This is a genomic window from Candidatus Paraluminiphilus aquimaris, assembly GCF_026230195.1.
GTDB classification, from domain to species: Bacteria; Pseudomonadota; Gammaproteobacteria; order Pseudomonadales; family Halieaceae; genus Luminiphilus; species Luminiphilus aquimaris.
Map to the genome: position 1 here is coordinate 2,405,566 of NZ_CP036501.1, position 26,310 is coordinate 2,431,875.

Here is a 26,310-nt window from a genome sequence, read left to right on the forward strand (position 1 = left end):
ATAGGGTTAATTCGTGCCTTTTTCGCGAATTACCCGTCGAGTTTCCTTCAAAATACCTCGCAATATTTGGACTTCCATGTCGTCAAGGCGAACTCGGTTATACAAACGTCGAAGGCGCGTCATCAATTGCTTTGGGGCTGCAGGGTTTAAAAACTCAAGCTCTACAAGCGTTTCTTCCAAATGCTGATAGAAGTACTCCATGTCTTGAGAGGTCGCAAAGGGGTTCTCCCAATGTGAGTCCTCATCGGAAGGCAGCGTTCCTTCAAGCTCAGCCATACGGATCTCGTAACAGACAATTTGCACTGCCATCGACAAGTTCAGCGACTCATAGTCAGGGTGAGTCGGTATGTGACAGTGCAGGTTGCACCGACGCAACTCCTCGTTGTTTAAGCCACTGTCTTCGCGCCCGAACAGTATTGATACCTTTTCTTTAACCGATCTCTCAACTATTCGAGCCGCCGTGAGACGCGCATCTTGAACAGGCCAGGGGATTCGGCGATCACGCGCACTGGTACCAACGACGAACTGACTGTCACCAATCGCCTCATCAAGCGTCTCAACGACACGTGCATTATCAATAATGTCCACTGCAGATGCCGCTCGCCACTGCGCCTCGGGGTCGGGAAATTTACGGGGTGCGACCAGAACAAGGTGGTTAAGCCCCATATTTTTCATGGCACGAGCAACCGCTCCGATGTTTCCTGGATGTGAGGGATTGACCAATACGACCTGTATGTTTTGAGAATTCATAGAAGAGCCTGTAATAATGCGCGGCGAGTGTATCAAAACCTGACGGCGGCGCGTGCTTCTTGATATGATCGCGCCCCCACGCAAGCCTGGACACGCTCATGGAACCAATGGTCAACATCGCGCTACGCGCAGCACGAAAAGCAGGTAACCTGATTGTTCGGGCTTCTGATGACCTCACCCGCTTGCGTTTTGAAGCAAAAGGCAAAGCAGACTTCGTGACTGAGGTCGATCTGGCTGCAGAGCGAGAGCTTTTGTACAACCTCCAAAACACCTACCCAGATCATGCATTTATCTGTGAAGAGAGCGGTAGGACCGGTCCAGACCACGCGGAGTACGTGTGGGTTATTGATCCGCTGGATGGCACTAGTAACTTCATGCGCGGCATTCCGCACTACGCGATCAGCATGGCTTGCATCAAAGCAGGGAAGCTCGAGCATGCGGTCGTCTTAGATCCGGTCAAACAAGAGGAATTCACGGCGTCACGCGGGCGCGGTGCGCAGCTAAATGGCCGTCGTATGAGAGTGTCAGATCGCACGGATATGCGCGAATGTCTTTTCGGTACCGGCACACCGTGGCTCGGGAACTGCGACGATCAAATGGATTGGTACGTAAAGGGTCTCGGGCAAGTCGCAGGAAGCTCGATGGGCGTGCGCAGGGCGGGGGCCGCGGCGCTTGATCTTGCATACGTGGCGGCAGGCAGGCTCGATGGTTTCTGGGAAGCCGGTTTAAAGCCTTGGGATATCGCCGCGGGTGCGCTGCTCATTCGTGAGTCCGGCGGACTGATTACAAACTTCCAAGGCAGCGATGACGTTTTGGGTGGCAACGGCGATATCGTCTGTGCCAACCCTAAACTACTCAAGCAACTCGCAGCTGCTATTCGCTAAAGCGCCCGCACTCAGACGGTAGGCACCTGAACGGTAAAACCTTGGATTCAATCCAAGGACCTGGCTCAGAACAAAGCCTTAAGGCGCGATTGCGTCTTGATCCTCACCCTCTTTAACCGGTATGGCGACATCTTCTTTCGTGACACCCAACGCCAGAAGCGACGTCGAGGCGACGTAAATCGAAGAATACGTACCGACGGTTACACCGACTAAAAGCGCAATAGCGAAGCCAAAGATCATATCGCCGCCTAGTAACGCGAGCGACGTAAGCACCAGCAGGGTCGTTAAAGACGTAACCAGCGTACGCCCGAGTGTTTCGTTTAGTGATACGTCGATGACGCCCATCGGCTCCATCTTACGAATCTTCCGAAGGTTCTCGCGAATCCGGTCTGACACAACGATGGTGTCGTTGAGTGAATAGCCAATCACCGCCAGGATCGCCGCTAATACAGAGAGGTCAAACTCTAAACGGGTAAGCGAGAAAAACCCCAGAATGATAAGCACGTCGTGCGCCAAAGCGATGACCGCTCCCATTGCAAACTTAATTTGGAAGCGAAAACCCACGTAGATCAAAACAAGTCCAAGCGCCAGTAACATGGCGAGACCACCCTGCTCACGTAGCTCATCGCCCACTTGTGGACCGACAAACTCCATACGCTGAAGCGTTATAGACTGGGTTGTTGCCTGACGCAGCACATCAACCATACGAGCGCCTTCCGCATCTGAATAACTGATGGGTAAACGCACCAAAACGTCGCGGTCCGTACCGAAACTGACCACCAAGGCGCCGTCAAAACCACTGTTCGCTAATTCGTCTCTGATGCCCCCGAGGTCTGCACTCTGCTCGTAGTTGAGTTCGATAAGCGTTCCACCGGTGAAGTCCAAACCCCAGTTGAGCTGCTGTGTTGCTAAAGAGACAATGGTGGTAAGCAGTAACGCACCTGAGATCGCTGCGGCAACAAAGCGCCCGCGCATAAAAGCAATCGATTTCATGCAGAAGCTCCCTCAGTTTTCGAAGTTGGTTTCGCTGTCACATGCCCGATGCTGAGCGACTGAACTCGCCTTCCGCCGTAAACCAAATTGACCAGCGCGCGGGTACCCATGATCGCCGTGAACATGGAGGTAATGATTCCCACGGACAGTGTCACTGCAAAGCCCTTAATCGGCCCAGTGCCAACCGCGTACAGAATCACCGCAACAATAAGCGTAGTGATATTGGCATCGAGAATGGTTGTCACAGCACGCTCAAAGCCACTGTGGATAGCCAGCTGATTTGAGGTCCCTGCTGCAAGCTCCTCACGAATTCTCGCGAAAATAAGTACGTTAGCGTCCACCGCCATACCAACGGTTAACACGATACCGGCGATACCAGGGAGCGTTAACGTGGCGCCAAGCAGTGACATCACGGCCACCAATAAAATGAGATTAGCTGTGAGTGCGACAACGGCGATGACACCAAACACCCGGTAATACACAATCATAAACAGCACAACCAGCGCGAGCCCCAATTGCAGTGACTTCACGCCAAGCTCAATATTCTCTGCGCCCAAAGACGGGCCGACTGTGCGCTCTTCAACGAAACTAATGGGCGCTGCAAGCGCACCGGCACGCAACATCAATGCAAGCTCAGAGGATTCGCCCGGGCTATCAAGTCCCGTGATTTGAAATTGTGCACCAAGAGCAGACTGAATAACGGGCGCGGTAAGTACCCTTTTCTCGTCATAGGGCTCGCGTGTGATGACCGTCTCGCCGTTCTCATCCTCGCCGTACAGCGTTCGGTATTTCCGCTCAATGAATAGAACGCCCATACGCCTTTTCACATTGGCTCTCGTGGCGCGCGACATCAACATACCGCCCTCACCATCGAGGGTAATCTGAACATTTGGCTGGCCGTTTTGGTCAAAGCTTGCTGCCGCATTCGACACGCGCTCACCCGTAATAATGATGTCGCGCTCTAACCACTCAGTCATGCCTTGCCGAGTCTCACCTCGGTATTCAAATTTTTGTCTCTCCGAGAGTGGCGCGTTGGTTTCGGCGACAAGTCGAAACTCGAGATTTGCCACCTTCCCAAGGATTCGTTTTGCCTCCGCTGTGTCCTGAATACCCGGAAGCTCAACAACAATTCGGTTCGTGCCTTGGCGCTGCACCAAAGGCTCTGACACCCCAAGTTCATTCACCCTGTTTCGCAGCGTCGTAAGGTTTTGCGCTACCGCATATTCCACTGTTTCGGCAATCGTGGTCTCAGTTACCTCGGCAAACAGTTGTGGGCCTGTCTCGTCGACACGGTCTAACAAAAGCTCAGGATAGAGATCGCGAATCTCAGATCGCGCACGCTCCCGATCCTCAACCGACCTGAACGTTATACCAACCCGAGTACCTTCCAACGCAACGCGACCGCGAATGCGCTCCTCACGTAAGCGCCGCTTGATGCCGTTTTCGTATTGCTCAAGCTTCCTAGCGGTTGCTGCATCGACATCGACCTCGAGTTTGAAGTGAACGCCTCCACTTAAATCAAGGCCCAGCTTCATTGGCTGCGCCGCACCGCGAACCAACCAATCAGGGGTTGTCGGCGCCAAGTTCAGAGCAACGATATACCCGTCACCTAATGCCCGCTGCAGCGTCGCTTGCGCTCTTAACTGCTGATCGCGCCCTTCGAGTCTGATGAGGCCCGTTTTACCTGACTGTTGAATTTCCTGACCAAAATGGCCAATACCCGCGTCGTTCAAGGCTGAACTCGCGCGCTCTAAAACAACGTCATCAACACCCTGCGATCCGCTTGACCCACCGATCTGCAAGGCAGGATCAGGTGCATAAATATTGGGGGCCGCATAGTAAAAGCCCATAGCGACGACAGACGCTATGAGAAGATTTTTCCACAAGGAATAACGATTCAGCATTGATGCTCCATATCACCCAGCTTTTTAGCCGCACGGGTAAGCGGCGCGAAGTTTAGCGCGTGGCGCCGGTTTCTGCTAATGAAAGCCATGCTTAGTTAACCCAAACCCTCGCATTGCGAAAGAGACGCATCCAGCCTGAGTCTTCAGGCCATTCTTTTGGCGCCCATGACATTTGAACGGTTCGGAAAACGCGTTCCGGATGAGGCATCATGATGTTGACGCTTCCATCCGCATTACAAAGGCCCGTAATGCCGTTCAAAGAGCCATTCGGGTTCGCTGGGAAGGCCTCTGTTTGCTGCCCGTGGTTATCGATGTAGCGCATAGAAACTCGTCCAGCGTTCTCGAGCTGAGCCGCTGACGCTGCGTCTCTGAATTGGGCCCGACCCTCGCCATGAGCGACCACAATTGGGAGTTCAGAGCCTTCCATACCCGCCATCAAGATACTCGATGACTTTTCAACGCGGACACGGACCAGCCGAGCTTCGTACTGTTCTGACACATTGCGAGCAAAACGCGGCCAGTGCTCAGTCCCCGGTATGAGTGGCGCCAACGCCGATAACATTTGGCAACCGTTACAGACACCTAAGGCAAAGCTGTCGTCTCGTTCAAAAAATGCTTGGAATTGATCGCTCATTGCAGCGTCAAATAGGACCCCTTTCGCCCATCCCTCGCCTGCGCCAAGCACGTCACCGTAAGAGAAGCCGCCACACGCTGCGAGGCCTTTAAACTCGGCGAGCTGGCGTCTGCCCGACTTCAAGTCAGACATGTGCACATCAATCGATTCAAAACCCGCGCGATCAAATGCTGCGGCCATCTCAGCTTGCCCGTTGACGCCCTGCTCTCGCAAGATGGCAATCTTGGGTCTCACACCTGTCGCGATCATGGGGGCGGCGACATCCTCTGACGCACTGAAGCTCAGCGAGGCACTCAAACCGGGGTTTGGAGCTACGATGTCAGCGTATTCTTGATCCGCGCACTCCGCGTTATCTCTATCACGCTGGATGACAAAACTATTTTGAGCCCACAGCTGCTGTAAGGCGCCTCGTCGGCTGTCGATCAACTCAAACGATGCGGTATTGACCACAACACGCTCATCGAGTCGCGGTTTTGCGACAATGGAGGTGAGCGTATCCAATTGGTGTTGGGCGAGAATTGATCGGACGGTATCCAAGGTAGAATCCGCAACCTGAATCACAACCCCAATCTCTTCACTAAACAAGGTCGAGACAGCCGCATCAACCTCTGCGTCGATTTGAACATCCAGCCCACATCTCGCTGCAAAGGCCATCTCCAACAAGGCAACCAACAGGCCACCATCGGAACGATCGTGGTAGGCCTGAATGAGACACTCAGACTTCAGCTCATTAATGGCCTCAAATAAACATCGGACATCTTCTGGTGTGACGTCAGGGACTGCATTTCCGAGCTGACCATAGGTTTGGGCCAGCACCGACCCGCCCAAGCGGTTTTCACCGCGACCCAAATCGATCAGTAATAAGCTCGTCGCTTCATCACGCACTAATTCTGGGGTCAAAGTCTCGCGAGCATCACCCACCGGGGCAAAGGCGGAAACGATGAGCGAAACAGGTGCTGTGACCGCTTTTGCCTCACCCGCGTCGTCCCATTGAGTGCGCATCGACATCGAATCCTTACCTACTGGAATGGTCATTCCCAGGGCAGGACAAAACTCAATACCCACGGCTTTTACCGTGTCATAAAGAACAGCGTCATCACCGGAGTAACCTGCGGCACACATCCAGTTGGCGGACAACTTAATATCAGTCAGCGATTGTACTGGCGATGCCAATATATTGGTCACGGCCTCAGCCACCGCAAGGCGCGCCGAGGCGGGACCATCGAGGGTCGCAACCGGCGTGCGCTCGCCCATGCTCATCGCTTCACCTAGGTGCGTATCGAGCGAGGCTGTCGTGACTGCCACATCTGCCACAGGCACCTGCCATGGTCCCACCATTTGGTCACGCGCAACCGTACCGGTTACCGAGCGATCACCAATCGTGATGAGAAAACTTTTACTGCCCACCGCTGGAAAAGTGAGAACGCGCTCTAGGGCATCTGCAATGGGCACGTTACCGTTAAAATCATCGACCGGTGGCGCAACACGCTGCGTTTCCCTATGCATCTTAGGTGGCTTACCAAAGAGCAAAGAGAGCGGCAGGTCGACAGGATTATTGTCGAACAACGTATCGCCCAATCGAAGGTGCTGTGCGTCGGTCGCTTCACCCACGACGGCAAAAGGACAACGCTCGCGGATGCAAATTTCGCTGAAGGTGCTCAATTGATCCGGATCGATCGCCATCACATAGCGCTCTTGGGATTCGTTGCACCAAATTTCGAGTGGGCTCATGCCTTTTTCGTCGCTCGGCACATTGCGGAGCTCGAAATCGCCCCCACAGCCACCATCTTTTACGAGCTCTGGGAAGGCATTACTCAGACCACCCGCACCCACATCGTGAATAAAGGCAATAGGGTTATTCGCGCCACGCTCCCAGCAGCGATCGATGACTTCTTGGCAGCGACGCTGAATCTCCGGGTTCTGGCGCTGCACCGAGGCGAAGTCCAGGTCTTCGGTACTCGATCCACTGGCCATGGAGGACGCCGCACCGCCGCCAAGCCCAATGAGCATCGCAGGACCGCCCAACACCACCAACTTTGCTCCTGCAGAAAACGGTGGTTTATCAACGTGCTCTTCTTTGATGTTGCCAAACCCACCTGCGATCATGATCGGCTTGTGATAGCCCCGAACACCCTCGCTGGTAGCAACTTCAAACGTTCTAAAATACCCACCTAAGTTCGGTCGACCAAACTCGTTATTAAAGGCAGCAGCACCCAATGGACCCTCGGTCATTATTTGCTGCGGAGTCACTATCCGACTGGGCTTCCCATAACCTGTCTCCCAGGGGCGTTCGTACCCGGGCAAGTTGAGGTGAGAGACGGTGAAGCCGCATAGACCTGCTTTTGGCCGAGAGCCCCGACCTACCGCACCCTCGTCACGTATTTCACCGCCAGAGCCTGTGCCAGCCCCTGCGAATGGCGCAATCGCAGTCGGGTGATTATGTGTTTCAACTTTCATTAAGAGCGCTATCGGCTCTTCATGGAAGGTCCAGGACTGCGAGGCTGGCTCAGGATAAAAGCGACCAGCGGTGTGCCCTGCTACAACCGCTGCGTTATCGGAATAGGCGGACAGCACTTGCTCCCCACCTTGCTGATACGTGTTCTTAATCATGCCGAACAGCGACCAATCTTGATCTATCCCGTCAATGGTCCACGACGCATTAAAAATCTTATGTCGACAGTGCTCAGAGTTGGCCTGTGCGAACATCATCAGCTCGGTATCCGACGGGTCCCGCCCCAACGCGGCAAACGCCTCAGCGAGGTAATCAATCTCATCTTCTGCCAACGCCAATCCCAAGTTGCCGTTGGCCTCGACCAAAGCCTCTCGGCCTGCTTCTATCACGGGCACTGAGGTGAGCGGTCGAGGTGAAACATCACTAAATAGCATCGAGAGGTCTTCATAAGACGCCATCACGGTCTCGACCATTCGATCATGCAATAAGGCCTGAAGCGCTCGCTGCTCAGTACACTGTTTCACACCCTCGATAACGTAAACAACGGCACGCTCGATTCGTTGCACGGCATCAAAATCGCAGTTATTGGCAATATTGGTCGCCTTGCTAGACCAGGGCGATATTGTCCCAATACGCGGCGCCACAATGACGATATTGTCCTGTGTGAGCTCGTCTCCATGAGGCAGAGGTGTGGTTCCCGGCTGCAAAAGGGCCGCAAGCTGTTCGGCGTCAACCTCGCCCGTCGTTTCGACCGCGTAAACGAAAAACGCGCGTGTCAGTTTTAACGTTGAATCGTGCTGTGCTATCGCGTTCGATAGGCGCTTAAATCGGGGGGCTGACAGCGCGTCCGACCCGGGCAAGAGGAGCATGGGCAAATCCTACTATTGGAAGCGCGTATCATACCTTGCCTACGTCGCCGGGTGAATGTCCAAAGCAAAGATCTAGGCTACACTCGCGACATGAGACATTGGCTATTGATCACAACTTTATTCTTAACCGGCTGTGGCAACCCGACCGTTCTAGACGCGTTTGCTCCCGGTAATGAGCTTGTTGTTATTACACGCAACGGCCCTACCACCTATTACTTAGGCGCCAATGAGCCGGCCGGACTGGAATACGAGCTATTTTACGCTTTCGCAGACTCACAAGATATGACGCTTCGCATCAAGATAGCGTCGACCATCGAGGAAGTTTTCGACACACTTGCTCGCGGGGAAGCGCATATCGCTGCGGCTGGCTTAACGCAATCAACTGCACGTGATCAGGTCTTTACCTCAACGAAACCCTATCTTGCCCAACATCCCGTCGTCGTCTACAAGGCAGGTCAGTTTAGACCTAGGGGTGTCGAGGATCTCACGGGGCTCGATATTGTCATTATGCAAGGCAGTCATCATAGAACACGCCTAAGCATGCTCAGTGAGATGGATCCAGACGTTACCTACCGTGTACTCGAAACGGCCCAGTCCAGCGCTGTCCTCAGTGAGATAGAAGCGGATCAGGCTGACGTCGCGGTTCTAGATTCCGGTGAATTCTCAATGCAGCAACGGCTGTATCCAAGAGTGGCCAAAGCCTTTCAACTCAAAGAGACGCTCAACACAGTTTGGTATCTAGGGCTTGATGCAAGAGCCCCCGCTTGGCAAGCCAAGATCAATGAATTTCTAGACAGTGCAGCTGCTGACGGCCGCCTTACCGATTTAGAAGATCGTTATTTTGGCAGCGATGCCAATACGTCACGCATTGAGCTATTCACCTTTCAGCGTGCGGTGGAAAAAACACTGCCCAAGTGGCGCTCCCTCATAGAGTCAGTTGCTCAAGAATTCAGACTCGACTGGCAGCTACTGGCCGCTATCGCCTACCAAGAGTCACACTGGGACCCGATGGCTAAGTCGCCTACCGGTGTGCGCGGCATGATGATGCTAACGCGTCCAACTGCGCGTGAGGTGGGTGTAAAAAACCGGCTAGACGCCGAACAAAGCCTTCGAGGAGGCGCGCGCTTTTTACGTAACCTACTGCGTCGCCTCCCAAACGACATTGAGCAGCCGGACCGAACGTGGATGGCATTGGCAGCCTACAATGTGGGTATGGCGCATCTCGAAGAAGCCCGGCGTTTAACCGAGGGGCATGGCGGAGATCCGCACCTTTGGCAAGACGTGCGAAAACACCTGCCCGATCTGCAAAATCCCGACATTTACCCCCATTTGAGGCATGGCTTTGCAAGAGGCCGAGAGGCGGTCACCTATGTCGACAACATTCGGCATTACCAAGCGACCTTGGCGCTACAGGACATTCCATCGCAAACGATCTCGCAACGACTAAATCTTGACGACCTGACTGCTAAAGCGAGCGATCTGCTTAACTGGACGCCGCTAAGCCTTTAACGATCGGCGGGCTTTAAAGAATGCTTTAAGCTGCGCAGCACTCTCGTCGGCATACAAGCCTTCTGACCAAAGAACGCGATGATTGAGGGCGTCGTTGTCGAGCGCCGACGCGGCGCTAATAACCGCACCGGCTTTGGGCTCTCTCGCGCCAAAAACAAGCCGCGATACACGCGCATGAACCATAACGCCACAACACATTGTGCAAGGCTCAAGCGTTACAAAGAGCTCACAACCTGGCAGCCGATAATTTCCGACAGTTGCCGCCGCCGTGCGAAGCGCCAGCAGCTCAGCGTGTGCCGAAGGGTCGCTCAACGTAATCTGTTGATTACAAGCCTCGGCAACAACCTCATTGCCCATGACAACCACGGCGCCGACAGGCACCTCCCCAAGACGCGCTGCCCTGGACGCCTGTTCAAGGGCCCGGGACATAAATTGCCGATCGCGTTCTGAAAACTCACTCACACTGTCTGAGCCTTAAAGCGGCTCAGCGGTGCAAAACCGCCAGCACAACATCGCGAGACTACTTCGGTACGGCCTGTAATCCTCACCCATCGGCTTCAGCTTACCCGCAGAGGGTCGCTCATCGAGTCCTTGAATACGCCTGAACCCCTCACGAACGGCCAGATCGCCAACCGGCCAAATATCCGGTCTTCCGAGCGAAAACATGAGATACATGTGGGCCGACCACTCGCCAAAACCCTTGATGCGCGTAATCACATTCTCCGCATCATTGTCAGTCAGCTCAGGCAGGCTATCCAGCACCAAACTACCCGTTGCCTCGGCCGTTGCGAGGGACTGAATGTAAGTGACTTTTTGCCGAGATAATCCAGCACTACGAAGCAGCTCATCACTGGCATTGAGAACCTCCGTCGCGGTGAGCTGGCCACCCAATGCCGTGACGAGCTTTTTGTTTATCGATGTTGCCGCGGCGACACTCACCTGCTGCCCCACCACAATGCGCGCCAGCGTCTCAAAGCTGTGCTCACGACGTCGCTCCTCGGGGTAACCGACTTGCTCGAGCGCTCGACCGATTCGCTCATGCTGCTTTGCGAGGGTGTCGAGCGCCGCCTTTATGTTTGCGGTTGCGAGCTGATACTCCATGACCTAACCGTGAACGGGATACCCCAAATAAGCGTGAGCCTGCGCGACACCAAAATAAAGCGCCCCAGTGACAATTACTGCGAACACTTCGCGAGGGAGACTCGTATCAATAGAGGGAAGTGCAGGCTTACCGTCTTGTCGATTAATAACGATAACCGTCACGACAGCCCATATAAGGAGCCCACCAAAGAGCACAAAAGAGGGGGCGTCACCATTCACCAAAAGGTGCCCCACACTCCACGCCTTAATGGCAGTGAGCTGAGGGTGGCGAACAAGGCCTGTCACACGCACTTTGAGTGACGAAGCCACCATCAGGTAAAGCGCGAGCACCATCAAGGCATTATTAAGGAGCACCCAAGATGGCTGGCGAACCCACCATATGGATCCGACCGCACTCTGATAGCCTGAAGTCATGAGGGCGATGCTCCCAATAAGCGCGAGCGTAACGACCAGTTTGCCACCATCGCCCATGCCCTCGCGAACAGCCGGAGCCAGTCGTTTAAAAAGGTGCGCAAAAGACCATAAAAGCACCCCTAAAGTTAGCATCAACATAGCTCACTCCCTACTTGACGCAGTTCAGCTGTCTTGCCGCGACATAGGCAACAATGAAGGTAATGATCTCAACGACGATAGGCTCCACAGTCATGTCTCCACCGTGAACGGTCGCCGCAATAAGACGTGCTGGTGCGACAGCACCAACCAGACAACCTCCGGTTAAAATCAGTGTCGCGTTAGCGCGAAGGCCCCCGGCAATCAGCAAAAAGCCGCTGCCTAAGAAAAAGGCTGCGCTGTCTCCAATCTGTGTTGTCAGAGCGGCGCCTGCAAGCAATTCACTACTTAGATTTTCCGCTGCCATTTCGGGCGCAAAAATCCACATCACACCCAATAACAACAGAGGAATCCCCATAACAATCGGACCAAATTTGGCAAACATCTTTTTTCTCCCAGCGTATTTATGGTTATTTTGCAAAAGTACTCTCGCCTTCTGGCACTCCGATGTAAAGCTTCGGGCAAAAAAAAAGCCCCGCAAGTGCGGGGCTTTGACGAATCACCATTTGCTTACTTGGACTTCGCTTCCTTGCGCGCCTTCGCCTCTTCAATCACCGTTGTGGCAACACTTGAAGGACATGGCATGTAGTGCGAGAACTCCATAGAAAACTGGCCACGACCCGATGTCATCGTGCGCAATGAGCCGATGTAACCGAACATTTCAGCAAGTGGCACGTCAGCCTTAACACGAACACCCGTAGTACCCGCCTCTTGATCTTTGATCATGCCGCGGCGACGGTTCAGGTCACCAATGACGTCACCTACGTGATCGTCTGGCGTGAACACATCAACTTTCATGATGGGTTCAATCAACTGTGGAGATGCCTTGGGCATTGACTGACGGAATGCGCCCTTCGCTGCAAGCTCGAATGCAATTGCAGAGGAGTCAACCGCGTGGAAGCCACCGTCATAGAGCTCAACCGCGACATCCAAGACAGGGAAGCCAGCCAATGGGCCTTCCTGCATCATCACCTGGAAGCCCTTCTCAATAGCGGGGAAGAATTCCTTAGGCACGTTTCCGCCCACAACACTTGACTTGAACACATAGCCATCGCCGGGCTGTCCAGGGGTAATACGATAGTCGATTTTACCGAACTGACCTGAACCACCAGACTGCTTTTTGTGGGTGTAGCTGTCTTCAATGGCCTGCGTGATGGTCTCTCGGTATGCAACCTGTGGTTGTCCTACCTCGAGCTCAACACCGTAAGTACGGCGCAGAATGTCAATCTTAATGTCGAGGTGAAGTTCGCCCATTCCTTTAAGAATAGTCTCACCGGAATCTTCATCCGTCTCAACACGGAATGAGGGATCCTCGGCAATCATCTTACCGATCGCAATACCCATTTTCTCCGAGCCGCCTTTGTCTTTCGGCGCTACAGCAATGGAGATTACTGGATCGGGGAAGACCATGGCCTCAAGCGTGCAAGGCGACGCTGTGGAACACAGCGTATGACCTGTCTGAACGTTTTTCATACCAATGCAGGCAAAAATATCGCCCGCTTGAGCAACATCGACTTCAGTTCGATCGTCTGCGTGCATTTCCACCATGCGACCAATACGCTCGGTTTTACCCGTAGCCGAGTTCAGAATGGTGTCGCCCTTTTTCATCGTGCCCGAGTAAACTCGGATAAACGTGAGCGCACCAAATCGATCGTCCATAATCTTAAACGCGAGTGCGCGAAGTGGCTCATTCACGTCAACCTTCGCAACTTCACCAGTAGGCTCACCCTCTTCGTCGGTCAACGGTTGAGGATCAACTTCAGTCGGACTTGGCAGGTAATCGACGACGGCATCAAGTACTAACTGAATACCCTTGTTCTTGAACGCACTTCCACAAAACGTCGGGAAGAAGTGCATGGTGCGAGTACCTTCACGGATGCAGCGCTTGATGTCTTCCATGGATGGTATCTCGCCTTCCATGTACTCCATCATCAAATCATCATCCATCTCGACCGCAGCCTCGATGAGTTGCTCGTGATATGTCTCTACGTCGTCGACCATGTCTGCAGGCACGTCAACAACTTCATAGTTTTCTGGCTTACCGGAATCATCCCAGACGTAAGCTTTCTTGGTGAGAACGTCTACAACGCCAACGAAATCATCTTCACGGCCAATTGGCAGCGTCATGACAAGAGGGTTTGCCGCCAGGACATTACGCACCTGGTCAACTACGCGGTAAAAATCCGCACCCAGACGGTCTAGCTTGTTCACAAAAATCAAACGGGCAACTTCTGACTCGTTGGCATAGCGCCAGTTGGTCTCAGACTGCGGCTCAACACCACCTGAACCACAGAACACACCGACACCACCATCGAGAACCTTCAACGAGCGGTACACCTCGACCGTGAAGTCCACGTGTCCGGGTGTATCAATAATGTTCATGCGGTGATCTTTCCAGAAGCATGTCGTCGCAGCTGACTGAATCGTAATGCCGCGCTCCTGCTCCTGCTCCATAAAGTCCGTCGTGGCTGCGCCATCGTGAACTTCGCCGGTTTTGTGGATTTTACCAGTGAGCTTCAAAATACGTTCGGTGGTTGTGGTTTTACCCGCATCCACGTGCGCGAAGATACCGATATTGCGGTACAGGTTTAAGTCTGCAGACATTGTTCTACTCTTCCAGTCGTTTGCGTTAACTCGGTCAGCTCACTGCGTATTCGGCAGCAAGCTATGCCACATGACCAGCTCACACAAAGCCAACCACCTGACGCCTAAATAATCGTTTACTCGGGATTCCCGTTGCTTGTGGCAAACGACCCTTTCAATGCGCGCGCTTTTTACCACATTCGGGTGCCAAGAAGTAGGTGTTGTTCGACAAAGTGATAACTTTTGACGATACAGACAGATGTACCACGAAGAAATGGCGAACTCAGACAACGAAAATACGTCACAATGCGAGTATCGCGCACACAGCTCACTCAAAACTTCAGGTGAAATACGAGGCTATGGCTTGAATTTTGTCGCTGATCCGGCCAATGTCCAAGATCAATCAGCGACTCGCCGCATAACAAAAAAAACGCGGCGTTCATGACAGACTGGGAGGTAAAACTATGAAGACCAATATTGGATTGCTCCTTACAAAACGAGCTCACCTCAACCCCGAGCGCGAGGCCTACGTCGAGAGTGACGGCAGCCGTCGCTTTACCTTTAAAGAACTCAATAACCGATCCAATAGACTGGCAAACGGCCTGCTCGCAAGCGGTCTACAAAAAGGTGATCGTGTTGGCTTGCTGTTAATGAATTCTGTTGAGTTTATGGAATCGTTTTTCGCCATTGCCAAGGCGGGGGGTGTCGTCGTGCCGCTGAATTGGCGCCTTGTGGCCGATGAGCTCGAGTTCATCCTCAAAGACTCAGGTGTAAAAACGCTCATTTTCGACAATGAGTTTGCTGAAACAGTCGCCGACCTTGAAGGTCGTGGCGATAAAACAGAAATTAATCAATGGCTTCATGTGCTCGGTGGTGCGTCTGAGCATGCGTGCCAACCATTTGCAGTCTCTTACGATGCGTACTGTGCGGCGTCTGCCACCGACGAACCTACCTGTGGCGCCGAAGACGATGACATGCTGTATATCATGTACACCTCGGGAACGACTGGGCTCCCCAAAGGCGTCGTCCATACACACAGCACCGCAATGTGGGGTGTCTTTACGATACACGCGACCGCTGACTACCAAGGGGATGAGCGGTATATCGCCTGTCTACCGATGTTCCATGTTGGCGCATTAACGCCGCTGACGATCAACGCTTATCACGGCGCAACCACCTATGTCATGCGGAGCTTCGATCCCGTTGCCGCATGGGAATGTGTAGAACGAGAAAAGATTACCAGCGGGCTCATGGTGCCAGCGATGCTGAACTTCATGGTGCAAGTACCTCATTTCGAAAATTATGACTGGTCCAGCGTTCGATGGTTCATGACGGGCGCAGCACCTGTCCCGGTTGCGCTAACGCAGCAATTCCAAGAGATGGGCATCGATGTGACACAGGTGTACGGACTCACCGAGACCTGTGGTCCATCGTGCTTGATGGACTCCGTCAATGCGGTTCGCAAACCTGAGTCCTGTGGCAAGCCTTTCTTCTTCACTGAGGTGAAAGTCGCTGACAGCGACGGCAATGAACTTCCAATAGGTGAAGCGGGTGAGATGCTGGTTCGTGGTAAACACGTTATGCGCGAGTACTGGAATCGCCCGGATGCCACCGCGGACACGCTGGTGGATGGATGGTTGAGAACCGGCGATGTTGGGGTCATGGATGACGAGGGATTCTTCGCCATTCAAGACCGTATTAAGGACATGATCATCTCTGGCGGTGAAAATGTTTATCCCGCGGAAATTGAAAGCGTCCTTCAGAGCCATCCGGGCATTAGCGAAGCAGGGGTCATTGGACAAAACAGTGTCCGATGGGGTGAGTCCCCACTGGCCGTTGTCGTTAAAACGGATCCGACGCTGACAGCGGACGAAATACTCGCCTTTTGCCAAGATAAGCTCGCTCGCTTCAAACAACCCAAAGCGGTGGAATTTACGGATATTATCCCTAGAAACCCGAGCGGAAAGATCTTAAAACGTGTGCTGCGCGAGCAGTACCCTACCGAGGCATCAGAATAGCCCCAAGCTCGCCCCCTACCGCTATCCGCTGGGGTAGATCACGTCGTCAAAGTGGCTTGCGGGCTTACCGGCGCGAATAGCCCCACAGAGGCTGTAGCTTCGTCCTTGCTGACAGTATCGAGCCAGCTGGGTGTCTGATGACTTTGTGTCAGGGTGGTTTTCAACAAAGCGGTCTTTGTCATGACGCTCTGTGAGTGCGACCTTCTGCGCTTGAATGCCATCTAGCACGCCCCAAAACGGGCCGCGATTTGCGCTACATCAGGTACGTCTTTACCCGCGCTTCTTATCCCACTTCCGCATTAAAAAAGGGCTTTAGACAAGAATCTTGCACTAGGGCCTCACACGGCGGGGGCTTTACACCGGGGCTTTACACCAGGGCTTCACACCGGAGCCTTACCTAAGGCCTCACACCGGGAATTTACACAGTGACGCTACACCGTAACCCTACACTGGGACCTTACACCTGAGCCCTACAAGAAGTGACAGCATGACCTTATATGCATGCGCCCATCCTAGCGCGCTAACCGCCCCCAGCCCCCTTCAAGGACTCTGCGTCCTTAAATAGGCGAGCCGGGAGGGATCGTGAGGTTATCCGACGTGTAGGCCTCAGGGTCATCAATGGCAGCCTGAATACGCCTAGCGAGGAATTTCATATGAGCGCCACTTTGAGCGCTCTTTTTCCTCGCCCTTTCTGCGCGTCGCTGAATCTTATTGAGTGCATCGAGCGCGTCTGCCCGAACCTGAGGTGCAGCCGCGGCGTTGCCGAGCAAATCAACAAGCTGATCAACCAATAAGAGCTGAACGGCACGTTCAATACTCAGCAGTTCAGGCTCCTTTGCTTCAGGCCATCGATCGTCAATCAAAATACTGAGCACGTCGCCAAAGCTGGGTAATGATGTATCCACACGGTGCTGGTTATTCAGTCGCGCCGCACGCTTAGGGTCTGTGAGCTGCTCTAGCGTAATCAGGGCCGCCGTTCCCGCAGCGGCTATAGGGTCGAACACATAACCGGTGTGTCGAGGAAACAGTTCTCGACTCGCACCCGACTGTGGCGGTCGAGGGGGAATGAGCGCGGCGACTCGCTCGGGAATGTTAAGGGCGCCTGGCTCAAGCGTGGCGAGCATGGCCGAGAGTGCCGCACGCTGCTCACCCACGGGGACTCTTTCATTCGGAATCTGGCCGTCACCCCGCATTGCATACGTGAAGCTCTGTCCGCCCAGCACCGTCGCCGCCGCTTGGACCTGATAGCGATGCATCAAAAATGCTGGCACTAACACGTCCTCGAGTGACGCCATCGCCCGACCAGGCTGGATAGCCCTCTCTGAAAAGTTTCTGAGCACGACGGCACGCAACTGCATGATCCGGTTTAACTCTGAAACGGGATCACCACCGTTATCCCAAAGGCTGCCTTTGGGATGTGCAGGTCCTGCATTCACACTTCGTCCGATTCGTGCGTGTTCATCCGCAACAAAGCTCAACCCAGAGGCAAGTGTTTCTGCAATGATCGTTGCGCGCCCTGCTGCATCGGACTCATTGTCAGGGAAATCTTGATAACCCCAAATAACCGCTCGCTTGTCCCACGCGCCAATACCCACCTCGTAGGCCTCATTGAGTACTACCTGCCCAGCCTCGTCGAGCGTCACGAGCGGATGGGGGTAGTCCATAACCGATGCTCGACCATCGGCGCTTGAAGAAAAATTGTGCGCAATACCCAAAGTGTGGCCCACTTCGTGCGCCGACAGCTGACGAATCCGAGCTAGCGCAAACTCACTTAACTGATCTACAACGCCCCCAGTCTCGTCGTAAGGGCTGATAAGCCCCTCGGCTATTAGGTAGTCCTGGCGTACACGCAGTGAACCCAAGGTGACATGACCTTTCAAAATTTCCTCAGTGCGCGGATCTCTGATGCTCGAACCGTACGACCAACCGCGCGTTGATCTATGCACCCACTGAATCACGTTGTAGCGAATATCCATTGGGTCAGCTTCAGGCGGCAGCACTCTCACTTGAAAAGCGTCTTTATAGCCCGCGGCCTCAAAGGCCTGGTTCCACCATGAAGCACCCTCAATGAGGGCAGATTTCACTGGCTCGGGGGCACCGGAGTCGACCCAATATACGATCGGCTCTACTGCCTCACTGACGGTTGCTGTCGGGTCCACTTTCTCGAGTCTGTGTCGGCGGGCAAACGCCGACTTGATGGGCGCATCGATGGGACTTGCATAGTCATAAACAAGTGTCGCCTCACCAGAGTGAATGTAACCGGCGCGCGGGTCATAAGGCAGTGGCTCGTAACCGTCGTCCGGCAAGCGGATAAATGAGTGATGTCCATGAACGGTTATCGCGTCCGCGTTTGGAGCCACAGTGCGTAGAATTTGACCTTTTGACTTGCCGGAAAACGTAAGGGTTGCATCAATTTCAGTATTGTCAGGAAACGACTTCGTCCTGGGGAGGTACAGACCGGATCGACTCTCATCGACGCTGTAAGACCCCTCACCGCGCGCAGCCAGCAAATCGGATATACCCGTTGCGTCGCTTAAGGCGAACTCGGTTAGATCAATAACAAGTGACTGGGTATCAGACTCGATGACCGAGAACCCCCAGATAATCGACTCGGCAAACGCCTCCTCGACAGCCCGACGCTCCTCCATCGAGTCGGATCGAGCCGTGTATTTGGTATTAACGGCGGTCAAAAACACCTTTTTCCCAACCCGTCGAAACTCGACAAGGTAGGTATCCCCTAATCGACCACGATCAAGACCTAGATCGTTCGACCCTACGCCGTGTGATAAGCCGTTGTAGTAAATAAATGGCCCTTCGATGGCGTGAATATCTGCGTAAAGTCGGCCTTCTTCCCCATCCCAATACAGTGGCATAAAACCTGGCATGTGCTCGGCTGAAGCACGTACTGACTCAACCTTATCACTTGTTCCATCCGCATCAAGGGACCACGCCCACTGGCTCAGAAACACCACACCTAAAACGACAAACCGACGCATACAATCCTCCTGAAGATGGCCAAAAGGTAGCACGTCAACAGACATCTCAAAAGAGTCGCGCCTTCAGGTAATCGCTACAAATTAAGGATGAGAAGTTGAGTCAGAAAAAGCGCGGCACGCCCAGCGGATGCGCCCCATGACCCGCCCACAACTGATGCATAAACAGCGGGCACCGTTAGCGTATTGAGTGCCCTATTTATTGTGCGCGTTTGAGCGAACAAACGGCTCAATCGTGAAGGGTAATGGTGGCGACTTGCGATGCTCGCAGTAAATCGTTTGTGCGGCTGCCCACCAATAAACTGCGCCAGGGCGAGTGGCTATAAGCTCCCATGATCAACAGATCTGCTTCGCGCTCCTCGATCGCGCGCGTGACAACCTGCTCGGGGTCGCCAGGAATAAGCGATGCATCGACAGAAAAACCTTTAGCGCGCAGTGTCGCGTCAGCCCACTCAAGATGCTTAGTGGATTCCTGAGTGCGCCGCCCCGACATGATGACATGCACAGGTAGGTCTTTGAGGCTGCTTCGCGACGCAATCAATTCCACACCGCGGCGCGTCATTTTTCCTCCATCGAACGCGATCAGTAAACTACGAGGTGTTCTGAAATCATCGGTTACCGTGAGGATGGGCCGCCTAATCTGGCGGCAGATAGACTCCACATGTCGCCCAAGATCACGACGTGTACGGGAAGCGGACTCGCCGCGTCGCCCCAAGACATACATCGCAACCGATGCTTCCTGTTCTTTTAGGGTTGTGAGTAGCTGACCGTATCGCTGACGCGTATCAATGGTGAGCTCAGAATTTTCCTCACAACGTGCCTTTAACGTATTTAAGAACAGTCGGCCTTGCTCACGAACGGCACGATTTTTTTCGCCTTCTTCTGTGGATAAGCGCTCTAACAGATGCTCTTGCGCATCCATCTCAAGCGAACCACTTCGATCAATACCTGAGGCGACCTCTTGATGACGGTCGATCACATGAAGTAGTTCGAGCGGCGCCGCCAAATGCTCGGCCGCCCACGCGGCATAGTCTGCAACATGTTGGGCGTAATCTGACTGGTCCACACAGGCGAGAACTTTTTTCGAAGAACGCATTAGAGAGCCTTAATGGTCGAGGAGTAAATCATCAGCACCGTCCTTATCATGGATCCCAAATCGATCAACCATCGTGGCACTCGCTTCGTTTAGACCGATTACCTCGACCTCGGTGCCCTCGCGGCGGAACTTGATAACAATTTTGTCGAGTGAGCTGACTGCCGTGATATCCCAGAAATGCGCTCGACTGACGTCAATGTAAACCTTATCGATAACCTCTTGATAATCGAAGGCTTGAGAAAAACTATCGGCGCTCGCAAAGAAAACCTGACCAAAAATAGTGTAACGACGTGCCTTTCCCTCATCGCACGACGCAGAGTCGATCCGAAGGATACGCCCCACCTTATGCGCAAAGAAAAAGCCTGACAGTAGAACACCCGTCAAAACACCCTGAGCTAAATCGTGCGTCGCCACCGTCACCGCTACCGTTGCGAGCATAACGACGCTCGAGCTCTTTGGATGGCTCTGAAGGTTTCTGATCGAGTCCCAATTAAAGGTACCGATAGACACCATAATCATCACAGCGACAAGCGCAGCCATTGGAATCCGGCTTACCCAATCACCCGCAAAAACGACCATAACGAGAAGTAAGAGACCTGCCACGAGCGTCGATAGCCTGCCACGTCCACCGGATTTCACGTTGATCACCGACTGTCCAATCATTGCGCAGCCAGCCATGCCACCAATAAAGCCCGTCGCGATGTTGGCAACCCCCTGTCCCACACACTCTCGATTTTTGTTGCTAGAGGTATCCGTTAAATCATCTACGATCGTGGCAGTCATCAGCGATTCCAGCAGTCCAACAACCATCAATGTAGCGGCATAGGGAAAGATGATTTGCAATGTTTCCAGCGTCAGTGGCACATCTGGCATCAAAAACTGGGGAAGGCTATCGGGAAGTTCACCCATATCGCCAACCGTCCGGATGTCGAGATCCAGTGCGATGGCGACAATGGTGAGTACCACGATGGTAATAAGCGGTGACGGGACCGCCGTAGTCAAACGAGGCAGCCCATATATGATGCCAAGGCCTGCCGCTGTCATCGCATACACCTGCCAGCCGACATTTGTGAGCTCTGGTAGCTGCGCCATGAAAATAAGAATCGCAAGCGCATTGACGAACCCGGTAACAACCGAGCGCGATACAAACCGCATAAGCTCTCCGAGCCGAATCCAACCAGCGATTATTTGCAGGACACCGGTGAGGACAGTGGCCGCAAATAAATACTCAAGGCCATGCTCCTTGACCAACGTCACCATCAGCAGCGCCATGGCGCCCGTTGCAGCCGAAATCATGCCGGGCCGTCCGCCGGTGAACGCGATGATGACCGCAATGGAAAACGAAGCGTACAGCCCAACCTTTGGGTCTACGCCGGCTATGATAGAAAAGGCAATCGCCTCAGGAATAAGTGCCAGCGCTACGACAAGACCTGCGAGCACATCATTTCGAACGTTTGAAAGCCACTCTTGGCGAAATTTTTCCATCTGATCTTCTAAAGGCCCTAGAAATTTAAAAAAGGATGCAACTGCGTTACGCGCACGCGAGGGTGGCGGATTCCTTAGTCGTTAGGTGGGACGAACGGCCGCCTCGCTCTACTCGATAGCTTGGATCGAGAAGCTTGTTTACCATGGGATGCCATTCGCCGAAGGCCGCTATCTTACATGAAGACACCTAAGCCCGACATTGTGTTTATTGCAGGCACTAACGACGCCTGGCTTGGGCCCGTTGAGCGCTTAATCGATCATCGTTTGGAAATGATGACGCTCGACCCAACCCAGTCCATTCCACAGGGCTTAGATGTGTCTTCAGTGCAGATAATGGTGGCCTCCCCTAAGGATGCGAAGGCCTTTGCCCCGCTCTTTCCTAACTTGAGATGGATTCAAAGTACCTGGGCCGGTATCGACGCTTTGGCACAGAGCATCCCTGTTGGCGTCGCAGTGACCCCCTTAAAAGGTGTATTCGGACAAGCAATGTCTGAATTTGTGCTCGGCTGGATTTTGAGCATCGAGCGGCAAATCATGCAACGCGCGAAAGCGATGACATGGGACCCGAGACCGGAGACCGGTGTTCGAGGCAAAGTGATGGGGATTTTAGGTACGGGCAGCATAGGAAGCGCCATCGCAGCCGCCGCAGAACCTCTAGGCATCCGGTGCCGGGGCATGAACTCAACAGGGGAATCAAGACCGGGCTTTGAGCAGTGTTTCAAAAGCGGCGATCAGCATTTCTTTGAGGGCCTAGACTACGCTGTCTCCGTACTGCCCAAAACCCCAGAGACGGATCATATACTGGGCGCATCGGCTTTTTCGGCAATGAACAACGAAGGGGTTATCATCAACGTTGGCAGAGGCAATGCGGTCGATGAGGATGCACTTTTAAGCGCGCTCAATAGTCACCTACTAAAAGCCGCAGTGCTCGACGTGTTTGATGTTGAGCCGCTGCCGGAGCGACATCCCTTCTGGCAGCATCCACGCGCATTTGTCACGTCCCACACTGCAGCGCCAACGGCCGCCGACTCGGTGGCCGTTGCCATGAAAACAAACCTTGACCGATACCTTGCCGGCGATACCTTACAAGGCCTCTACTCAGAAGCGAAAGGCTACTGAGCCACAGCGATAATAATCTCATTTCGACGCATAAAAGGTAGCGTCCAAGGCGGGTTGTACTGATTGAGCGTGGGCTCGCCTAGCGGCTGTATACCCTGCTCGGCTAAAAATGAACGCAACATCTGCCAGTGTTTTTCGGCCTTCTTGTCGTTGACCCATCCGCTAAAACGAATCACCGCAGCGCGATAGGCGGGCTCCTCACGAAAATTCACACGCGCATCGTTTGGATTCGGTAGATCAGATAAATCAAACTCGCTTGGAACAACGAAGGCCATTTCAGCATCGGACTCGGTTGGCATGGTGCTTTGGACAGGTGCCGTCATGGCTATTTCCTGTTGTCGCTCGTTGCCCCCAAAAATGTAGCCAGCCAAGACTCTAAAGCCTGAATTTGAACCCTCTGACATATCGGTAAATGCCAAAATTCTCGATTCGTAGTCTCTAATTTCGATTGACTCATCATCCCAGGACTGCACAACCGTATATTCAGGCTCCTCAATAGCTGTGGCCGACCAACTGGTAATCAGAACGCAAAGTGTCAGTACGGTAGTTAGCACATATCGCATAAAGCAAAAGCTCGCTGAAAAAGAATTGAGCTGTTGTTACGCGTGCCCAGCGACTCAGATCAAACGAAAGTCGCTTCTGATAGGGCCACCGATTGCATCGAAACACGCTTTCCACTGTCCAGTGTCCGCTGTCCGATTTCAGCAAAGCCGAGCATTCGGTGGAAGTGGACAGAGTGTGCATTGGGTGGATCGATATCCATCTCAGCGGTCATCACACTGCAGCCGGCACCCAGAGAAAGCTCAGATAGGTATCTGTAGAGCTCCCTGCCGATGCCTTGGCCCCTCGCCTCGCTCGCTAAAACGATCCGATCGACGTAGACCATGTCGGAGACCCGGTCGTCGAACCACTTGTAGTTACCATTATCGTATGGCGCACCGTTTGTCATGGCTATGACAAAGCCCAGCACTTCATTTGGCGCCTCAGCCACGAGGCAAAAGCTGCTCAGCTTGAAAAGCTCGCGAAACCGCTCACCGTCCATAGGGCTAGTAACTGAGACGAAGACTTCATTAAGCGCTGTGATCGTGTCGGCATCATCAGCCGTTGCATGCCTAACAATCATTCAGGGATCCCCGATCCGAAAACACACAGCGCTCTGAGGGCATCAAACAACTTAAGCGTGTAAGTGCCCGTAATGATGATCATAGTCAGCTTGGGCTGCCGCAATCACTTCAAGCGCCTGGTCGCGCCCATAGACAACGTCGACATTGATGTTCGGGTTTTTACCCGGCACTTGCTTGTAGGTTGAGAAATAATGCTGAAGACGCTCAACGATGATGGAGGGCATCTCAGCGAGATCCTCTATATCACCCCAAACATTATCACCGTCGAGCACCGCAATGATCTTGTCGTCGGCCTCGCCACCGTCGATCATCTGTATTCCGCCAAGCACTTTAGCCTGCAAAATAATGTCAGTGCGGTTGATATCGCGCTCTGAGTAGACACAAATATCCAAAGGATCGCCGTCTGCTTCCTCAGTGCCAGCGCACCGTGCCGCAACATTCTCAGCGCAGTAAGTGCGGGGGATGAACCCATACAGGCAGGGTGGCGCAGCCGTCGTTCTTTGGGCGCGATCAATCATCAGATAACCGCTGTCTTTGTCGAGCTCGTATTTGATCGTGTCGCCGGGGAGCGATTCAATGAAACCAGTGACCACACCTTTGTCGTCTCCTGGGTGAGCCGCCATACCGTGCCATGGGTGACGTCTCCACCGTGCAAAATCGCCGTTGTTGTACATTCGAAATCTCCGTATTCGTCAAAGCAAGCGCGGACTGTATCGACAAATGCGACACATCGCGCGACGGGCGCGAATATTACGCGACTTCTCACACGACTTACAGCGCCGCGGCTGTGTTAGAATTACACGTCTGGGGCGTACCCAGAATTCACCTAATTGACTATCACTGAATGCTCTGCAATTTCGTGCAGGCACCGGGGCTCTGCTATGCATCAAGTTCGCACATACAATGCAATCTCGACTAAAGGACTTGAGCGACTGAGTCCCGACTGCTTCGAAGTCGGTAGCGACCTGTCACAGCCCGATGCGATTTTGCTGCGCAGCCACAAGTTAAGCACCAGTGATATTCCTGAGTCTGTTAGTGCCATCGCGCGAGCGGGCGCGGGCGTGAACAATATCCCCCTCGATCACTGCACTGGCAAAGGCATTGTTGTATTCAATACCCCGGGCGCTAATGCCAATGCGGTAAAAGAACTCGTAGCCGCAGGCATGCTCCTGGCATCGCGGGATATTGTCGGAGGGATGAATTTTATCTCGTCGCTTGACCCACAACTTGGCGCCGAGGAAATGGCGCCCTTGCTCGAGGCGAGTAAAAAGCAATTTGCGGGGGCTGAGCTTCAAGGTAAGACCCTTGGCGTTCTCGGACTTGGTGCGATTGGCAGCTTAATTGCACGGCTTGGTCTCGACCTTGGCATGGAGGTGGTTGGTTATGACCCAGCTATTTCTATTGAAGCCGCTTGGCGGCTCCCAAGTTCTGTGAAAAAAATGGACAACATGCAGGCGCTCTTCTCTCGCTCAGATTACGTGTCTTTGCATATTCCCGTGCTCGACAGTACCCGAGGTCTGATAAACGCCGACACCTTGGGCCACTTCAAGCCAGGCGCCTGTCTACTCAATTTCGCCCGAGAGCAAATCGTCGATACAGCATCTGTGGTCGATGCGCTCAATAAAGGCCAACTTCGTAAATACGTGACTGACTTCCCAGCACCCGCATTGGTAGGACGCAGAGACACCTTACTCATGCCACATATCGGTGCGAGCACCCAAGAAGCGGAAGAAAACTGCGCGGTCATGGCCGCTGACCAGATAAAGGCGTTTTTAGATCATGGCAATATCAAAAATTCCGTAAATTTCCCGGCGATAGAGCTAGAGCCCAATTCCAATACCCGACTTGCGATCACTAACGAAAATGCGCCCGGCGCACTCAGTCACATTCTCAATGTATTGAGCGACGCCAAAGTCAACGTGGTTGACCTCCTCAATAAGAGCCGTGGTGACATTGCCTATAACTTAATTGATGTAAACGCGTCCCCCACATCGGACTTGTTAGGTCAATTACGGGCTCTGCCCGGTGTTATCAATGTTCGACTGCTCAGCGGAGCCTGCGCTTAAAAATTGCGACCAAATGTCGCGCCGGTATTGTTAAGCCCAACTAAGATGCGTTAGCGTTCAAGAACGAGACGACTCGACGCTCCATGTTGCACAAAGCCTTTTGCTTGAACGGCACGTAATTAGGTGAGTCCAGTCCGACTGCGCTACGCGCAGCCAAGTTACCGATTGAATACAAGAGACT

General features: G+C 53.5%; 21 protein-coding genes. 5 read left to right on the forward strand and 16 right to left on the reverse strand.

Annotation, left to right across the window (positions count from 1 at the left end):
- Window positions 1-6: 6 nt before the first annotated feature.
- A complete protein-coding gene (locus E0F26_RS11060; RefSeq protein WP_279241718.1) occupies window positions 7-750 on the reverse strand; it encodes an RNA methyltransferase in 744 nt (247 codons plus the stop codon).
- A gap of 98 nt (window positions 751-848) precedes the next feature.
- Here E0F26_RS11060 and E0F26_RS11065 point away from each other — a divergent pair, with 98 nt between their 5' ends.
- Window positions 849-1,634 carry an inositol monophosphatase family protein gene (locus tag E0F26_RS11065; RefSeq protein ID WP_279241719.1) on the forward strand — a complete coding sequence of 262 codons (786 nt, stop codon included), beginning with the start codon at window positions 849-851 and terminating at the stop codon, window positions 1,632-1,634.
- 78 nt (window positions 1,635-1,712) lie between these two features.
- Here the strand turns inward: E0F26_RS11065 and secF are convergent, their stop codons facing one another.
- From secF to purL, 3 genes are all read right to left on the reverse strand, one after another.
- The gene (secF, locus tag E0F26_RS11070; protein WP_279241720.1) at window positions 1,713-2,627 is read right to left on the reverse strand and encodes a protein translocase subunit SecF; all 915 of its coding nucleotides are present in this window, start codon (window positions 2,625-2,627) and stop codon (window positions 1,713-1,715) included.
- Window positions 2,624-4,531, reverse strand: coding sequence for a protein translocase subunit SecD (gene secD / locus E0F26_RS11075; RefSeq protein ID WP_279241721.1), 1,908 nt, complete (start codon window positions 4,529-4,531; stop codon window positions 2,624-2,626). Before secD ends, secF begins: the two co-directional genes overlap by 4 nt.
- A 91-nt stretch (window positions 4,532-4,622) precedes the next feature.
- Window positions 4,623-8,486: a phosphoribosylformylglycinamidine synthase gene (purL, locus tag E0F26_RS11080; protein WP_279241722.1), complete on the reverse strand. Its 3,864-nt coding sequence runs from the start codon at window positions 8,484-8,486 to the stop codon at window positions 4,623-4,625.
- A gap of 105 nt (window positions 8,487-8,591) precedes the next feature.
- Here purL and mltF point away from each other — a divergent pair, with 105 nt between their 5' ends.
- On the forward strand, window positions 8,592-9,995 hold the full coding sequence (gene mltF, locus E0F26_RS11085) for a membrane-bound lytic murein transglycosylase MltF (RefSeq protein WP_279241723.1): 1,404 nt from the start codon (window positions 8,592-8,594) through the stop codon (window positions 9,993-9,995).
- Here the strand turns inward: mltF and tadA are convergent.
- The 5 genes from tadA to fusA all read right to left on the reverse strand — a co-directional run bounded on the left by tadA (window position 9,984) and on the right by fusA (window position 14,249).
- Window positions 9,984-10,457: a tRNA adenosine(34) deaminase TadA gene (tadA, locus tag E0F26_RS11090; RefSeq protein WP_279241724.1), complete on the reverse strand. Its 474-nt coding sequence runs from the start codon at window positions 10,455-10,457 to the stop codon at window positions 9,984-9,986. The genes mltF and tadA overlap by 12 nt on opposite strands.
- A gap of 12 nt (window positions 10,458-10,469) precedes the next feature.
- Window positions 10,470-11,096, reverse strand: coding sequence for a DNA-3-methyladenine glycosylase family protein (locus E0F26_RS11095; protein WP_279241725.1), 627 nt, complete (start codon window positions 11,094-11,096; stop codon window positions 10,470-10,472).
- Window positions 11,097-11,099: 3 nt separating this feature from the next.
- Window positions 11,100-11,648 carry an NnrU family protein gene (locus E0F26_RS11100; RefSeq protein ID WP_279241726.1) on the reverse strand — a complete coding sequence of 183 codons (549 nt, stop codon included), beginning with the start codon at window positions 11,646-11,648 and terminating at the stop codon, window positions 11,100-11,102.
- Window positions 11,649-11,658: 10 nt separating this feature from the next.
- The gene (locus E0F26_RS11105; RefSeq protein ID WP_279241727.1) at window positions 11,659-12,030 is read right to left on the reverse strand and encodes a hypothetical protein; all 372 of its coding nucleotides are present in this window, start codon (window positions 12,028-12,030) and stop codon (window positions 11,659-11,661) included.
- A gap of 125 nt (window positions 12,031-12,155) precedes the next feature.
- On the reverse strand, window positions 12,156-14,249 hold the full coding sequence (gene fusA / locus E0F26_RS11110) for an elongation factor G (protein WP_279241728.1): 2,094 nt from the start codon (window positions 14,247-14,249) through the stop codon (window positions 12,156-12,158).
- A 443-nt stretch (window positions 14,250-14,692) separates the two neighbouring features.
- On the opposite strand from fusA, the gene E0F26_RS11115 reads away from it, so the two are divergent.
- A complete protein-coding gene (locus E0F26_RS11115; RefSeq protein WP_279241729.1) occupies window positions 14,693-16,246 on the forward strand; it encodes a class I adenylate-forming enzyme family protein in 1,554 nt (517 codons plus the stop codon).
- A gap of 21 nt (window positions 16,247-16,267) precedes the next feature.
- Here E0F26_RS11115 and E0F26_RS11120 read toward each other — a convergent pair whose 3' ends face one another.
- The 4 genes from E0F26_RS11120 to E0F26_RS11135 form a co-directional block, all read right to left on the reverse strand.
- Window positions 16,268-16,474, reverse strand: coding sequence for a hypothetical protein (locus E0F26_RS11120; protein WP_279241730.1), 207 nt, complete (start codon window positions 16,472-16,474; stop codon window positions 16,268-16,270).
- Window positions 16,475-16,803: 329 nt separating this feature from the next.
- A complete protein-coding gene (locus tag E0F26_RS11125; RefSeq protein ID WP_279241731.1) occupies window positions 16,804-19,242 on the reverse strand; it encodes a zinc-dependent metalloprotease in 2,439 nt (812 codons plus the stop codon).
- 226 nt (window positions 19,243-19,468) lie between these two features.
- On the reverse strand, window positions 19,469-20,335 hold the full coding sequence (locus tag E0F26_RS11130; RefSeq protein WP_279241732.1) for a universal stress protein: 867 nt from the start codon (window positions 20,333-20,335) through the stop codon (window positions 19,469-19,471).
- A gap of 9 nt (window positions 20,336-20,344) precedes the next feature.
- Window positions 20,345-21,820, reverse strand: a complete 1,476-nt coding sequence (locus E0F26_RS11135; protein ID WP_279241733.1) for a SulP family inorganic anion transporter — start codon at window positions 21,818-21,820, stop codon at window positions 20,345-20,347.
- A 177-nt stretch (window positions 21,821-21,997) separates the two neighbouring features.
- On the opposite strand from E0F26_RS11135, the gene E0F26_RS11140 reads away from it, so the two are divergent.
- Window positions 21,998-22,939, forward strand: a complete 942-nt coding sequence (locus E0F26_RS11140; RefSeq protein ID WP_279241734.1) for an NAD(P)-dependent oxidoreductase — start codon at window positions 21,998-22,000, stop codon at window positions 22,937-22,939.
- On the opposite strand, the gene E0F26_RS11145 is transcribed toward E0F26_RS11140, so the two are convergent.
- Genes E0F26_RS11145 through E0F26_RS11155 form a run of 3 tightly spaced genes read right to left on the reverse strand, consistent with a single transcriptional unit; the run spans window position 22,933 to window position 24,737 of the window.
- Window positions 22,933-23,502, reverse strand: a complete 570-nt coding sequence (locus tag E0F26_RS11145) for an SOUL family heme-binding protein (RefSeq protein WP_279241735.1) — start codon at window positions 23,500-23,502, stop codon at window positions 22,933-22,935. The two genes, E0F26_RS11140 and E0F26_RS11145, sit on opposite strands and share 7 nt — an antisense overlap.
- Before the next feature lie 59 nt (window positions 23,503-23,561).
- Window positions 23,562-24,062, reverse strand: coding sequence for a GNAT family N-acetyltransferase (locus tag E0F26_RS11150; RefSeq protein ID WP_279241736.1), 501 nt, complete (start codon window positions 24,060-24,062; stop codon window positions 23,562-23,564).
- Window positions 24,063-24,113: 51 nt separating this feature from the next.
- The gene (locus tag E0F26_RS11155; protein ID WP_279241737.1) at window positions 24,114-24,737 is read right to left on the reverse strand and encodes an inorganic pyrophosphatase; all 624 of its coding nucleotides are present in this window, start codon (window positions 24,735-24,737) and stop codon (window positions 24,114-24,116) included.
- Window positions 24,738-24,944: 207 nt separating this feature from the next.
- Between E0F26_RS11155 and E0F26_RS11160 the strand changes: the two genes are divergently transcribed.
- Window positions 24,945-26,129, forward strand: coding sequence for a phosphoglycerate dehydrogenase (locus E0F26_RS11160; protein WP_279241738.1), 1,185 nt, complete (start codon window positions 24,945-24,947; stop codon window positions 26,127-26,129).
- The last annotated feature ends 181 nt before the right edge of the window (window positions 26,130-26,310 follow it).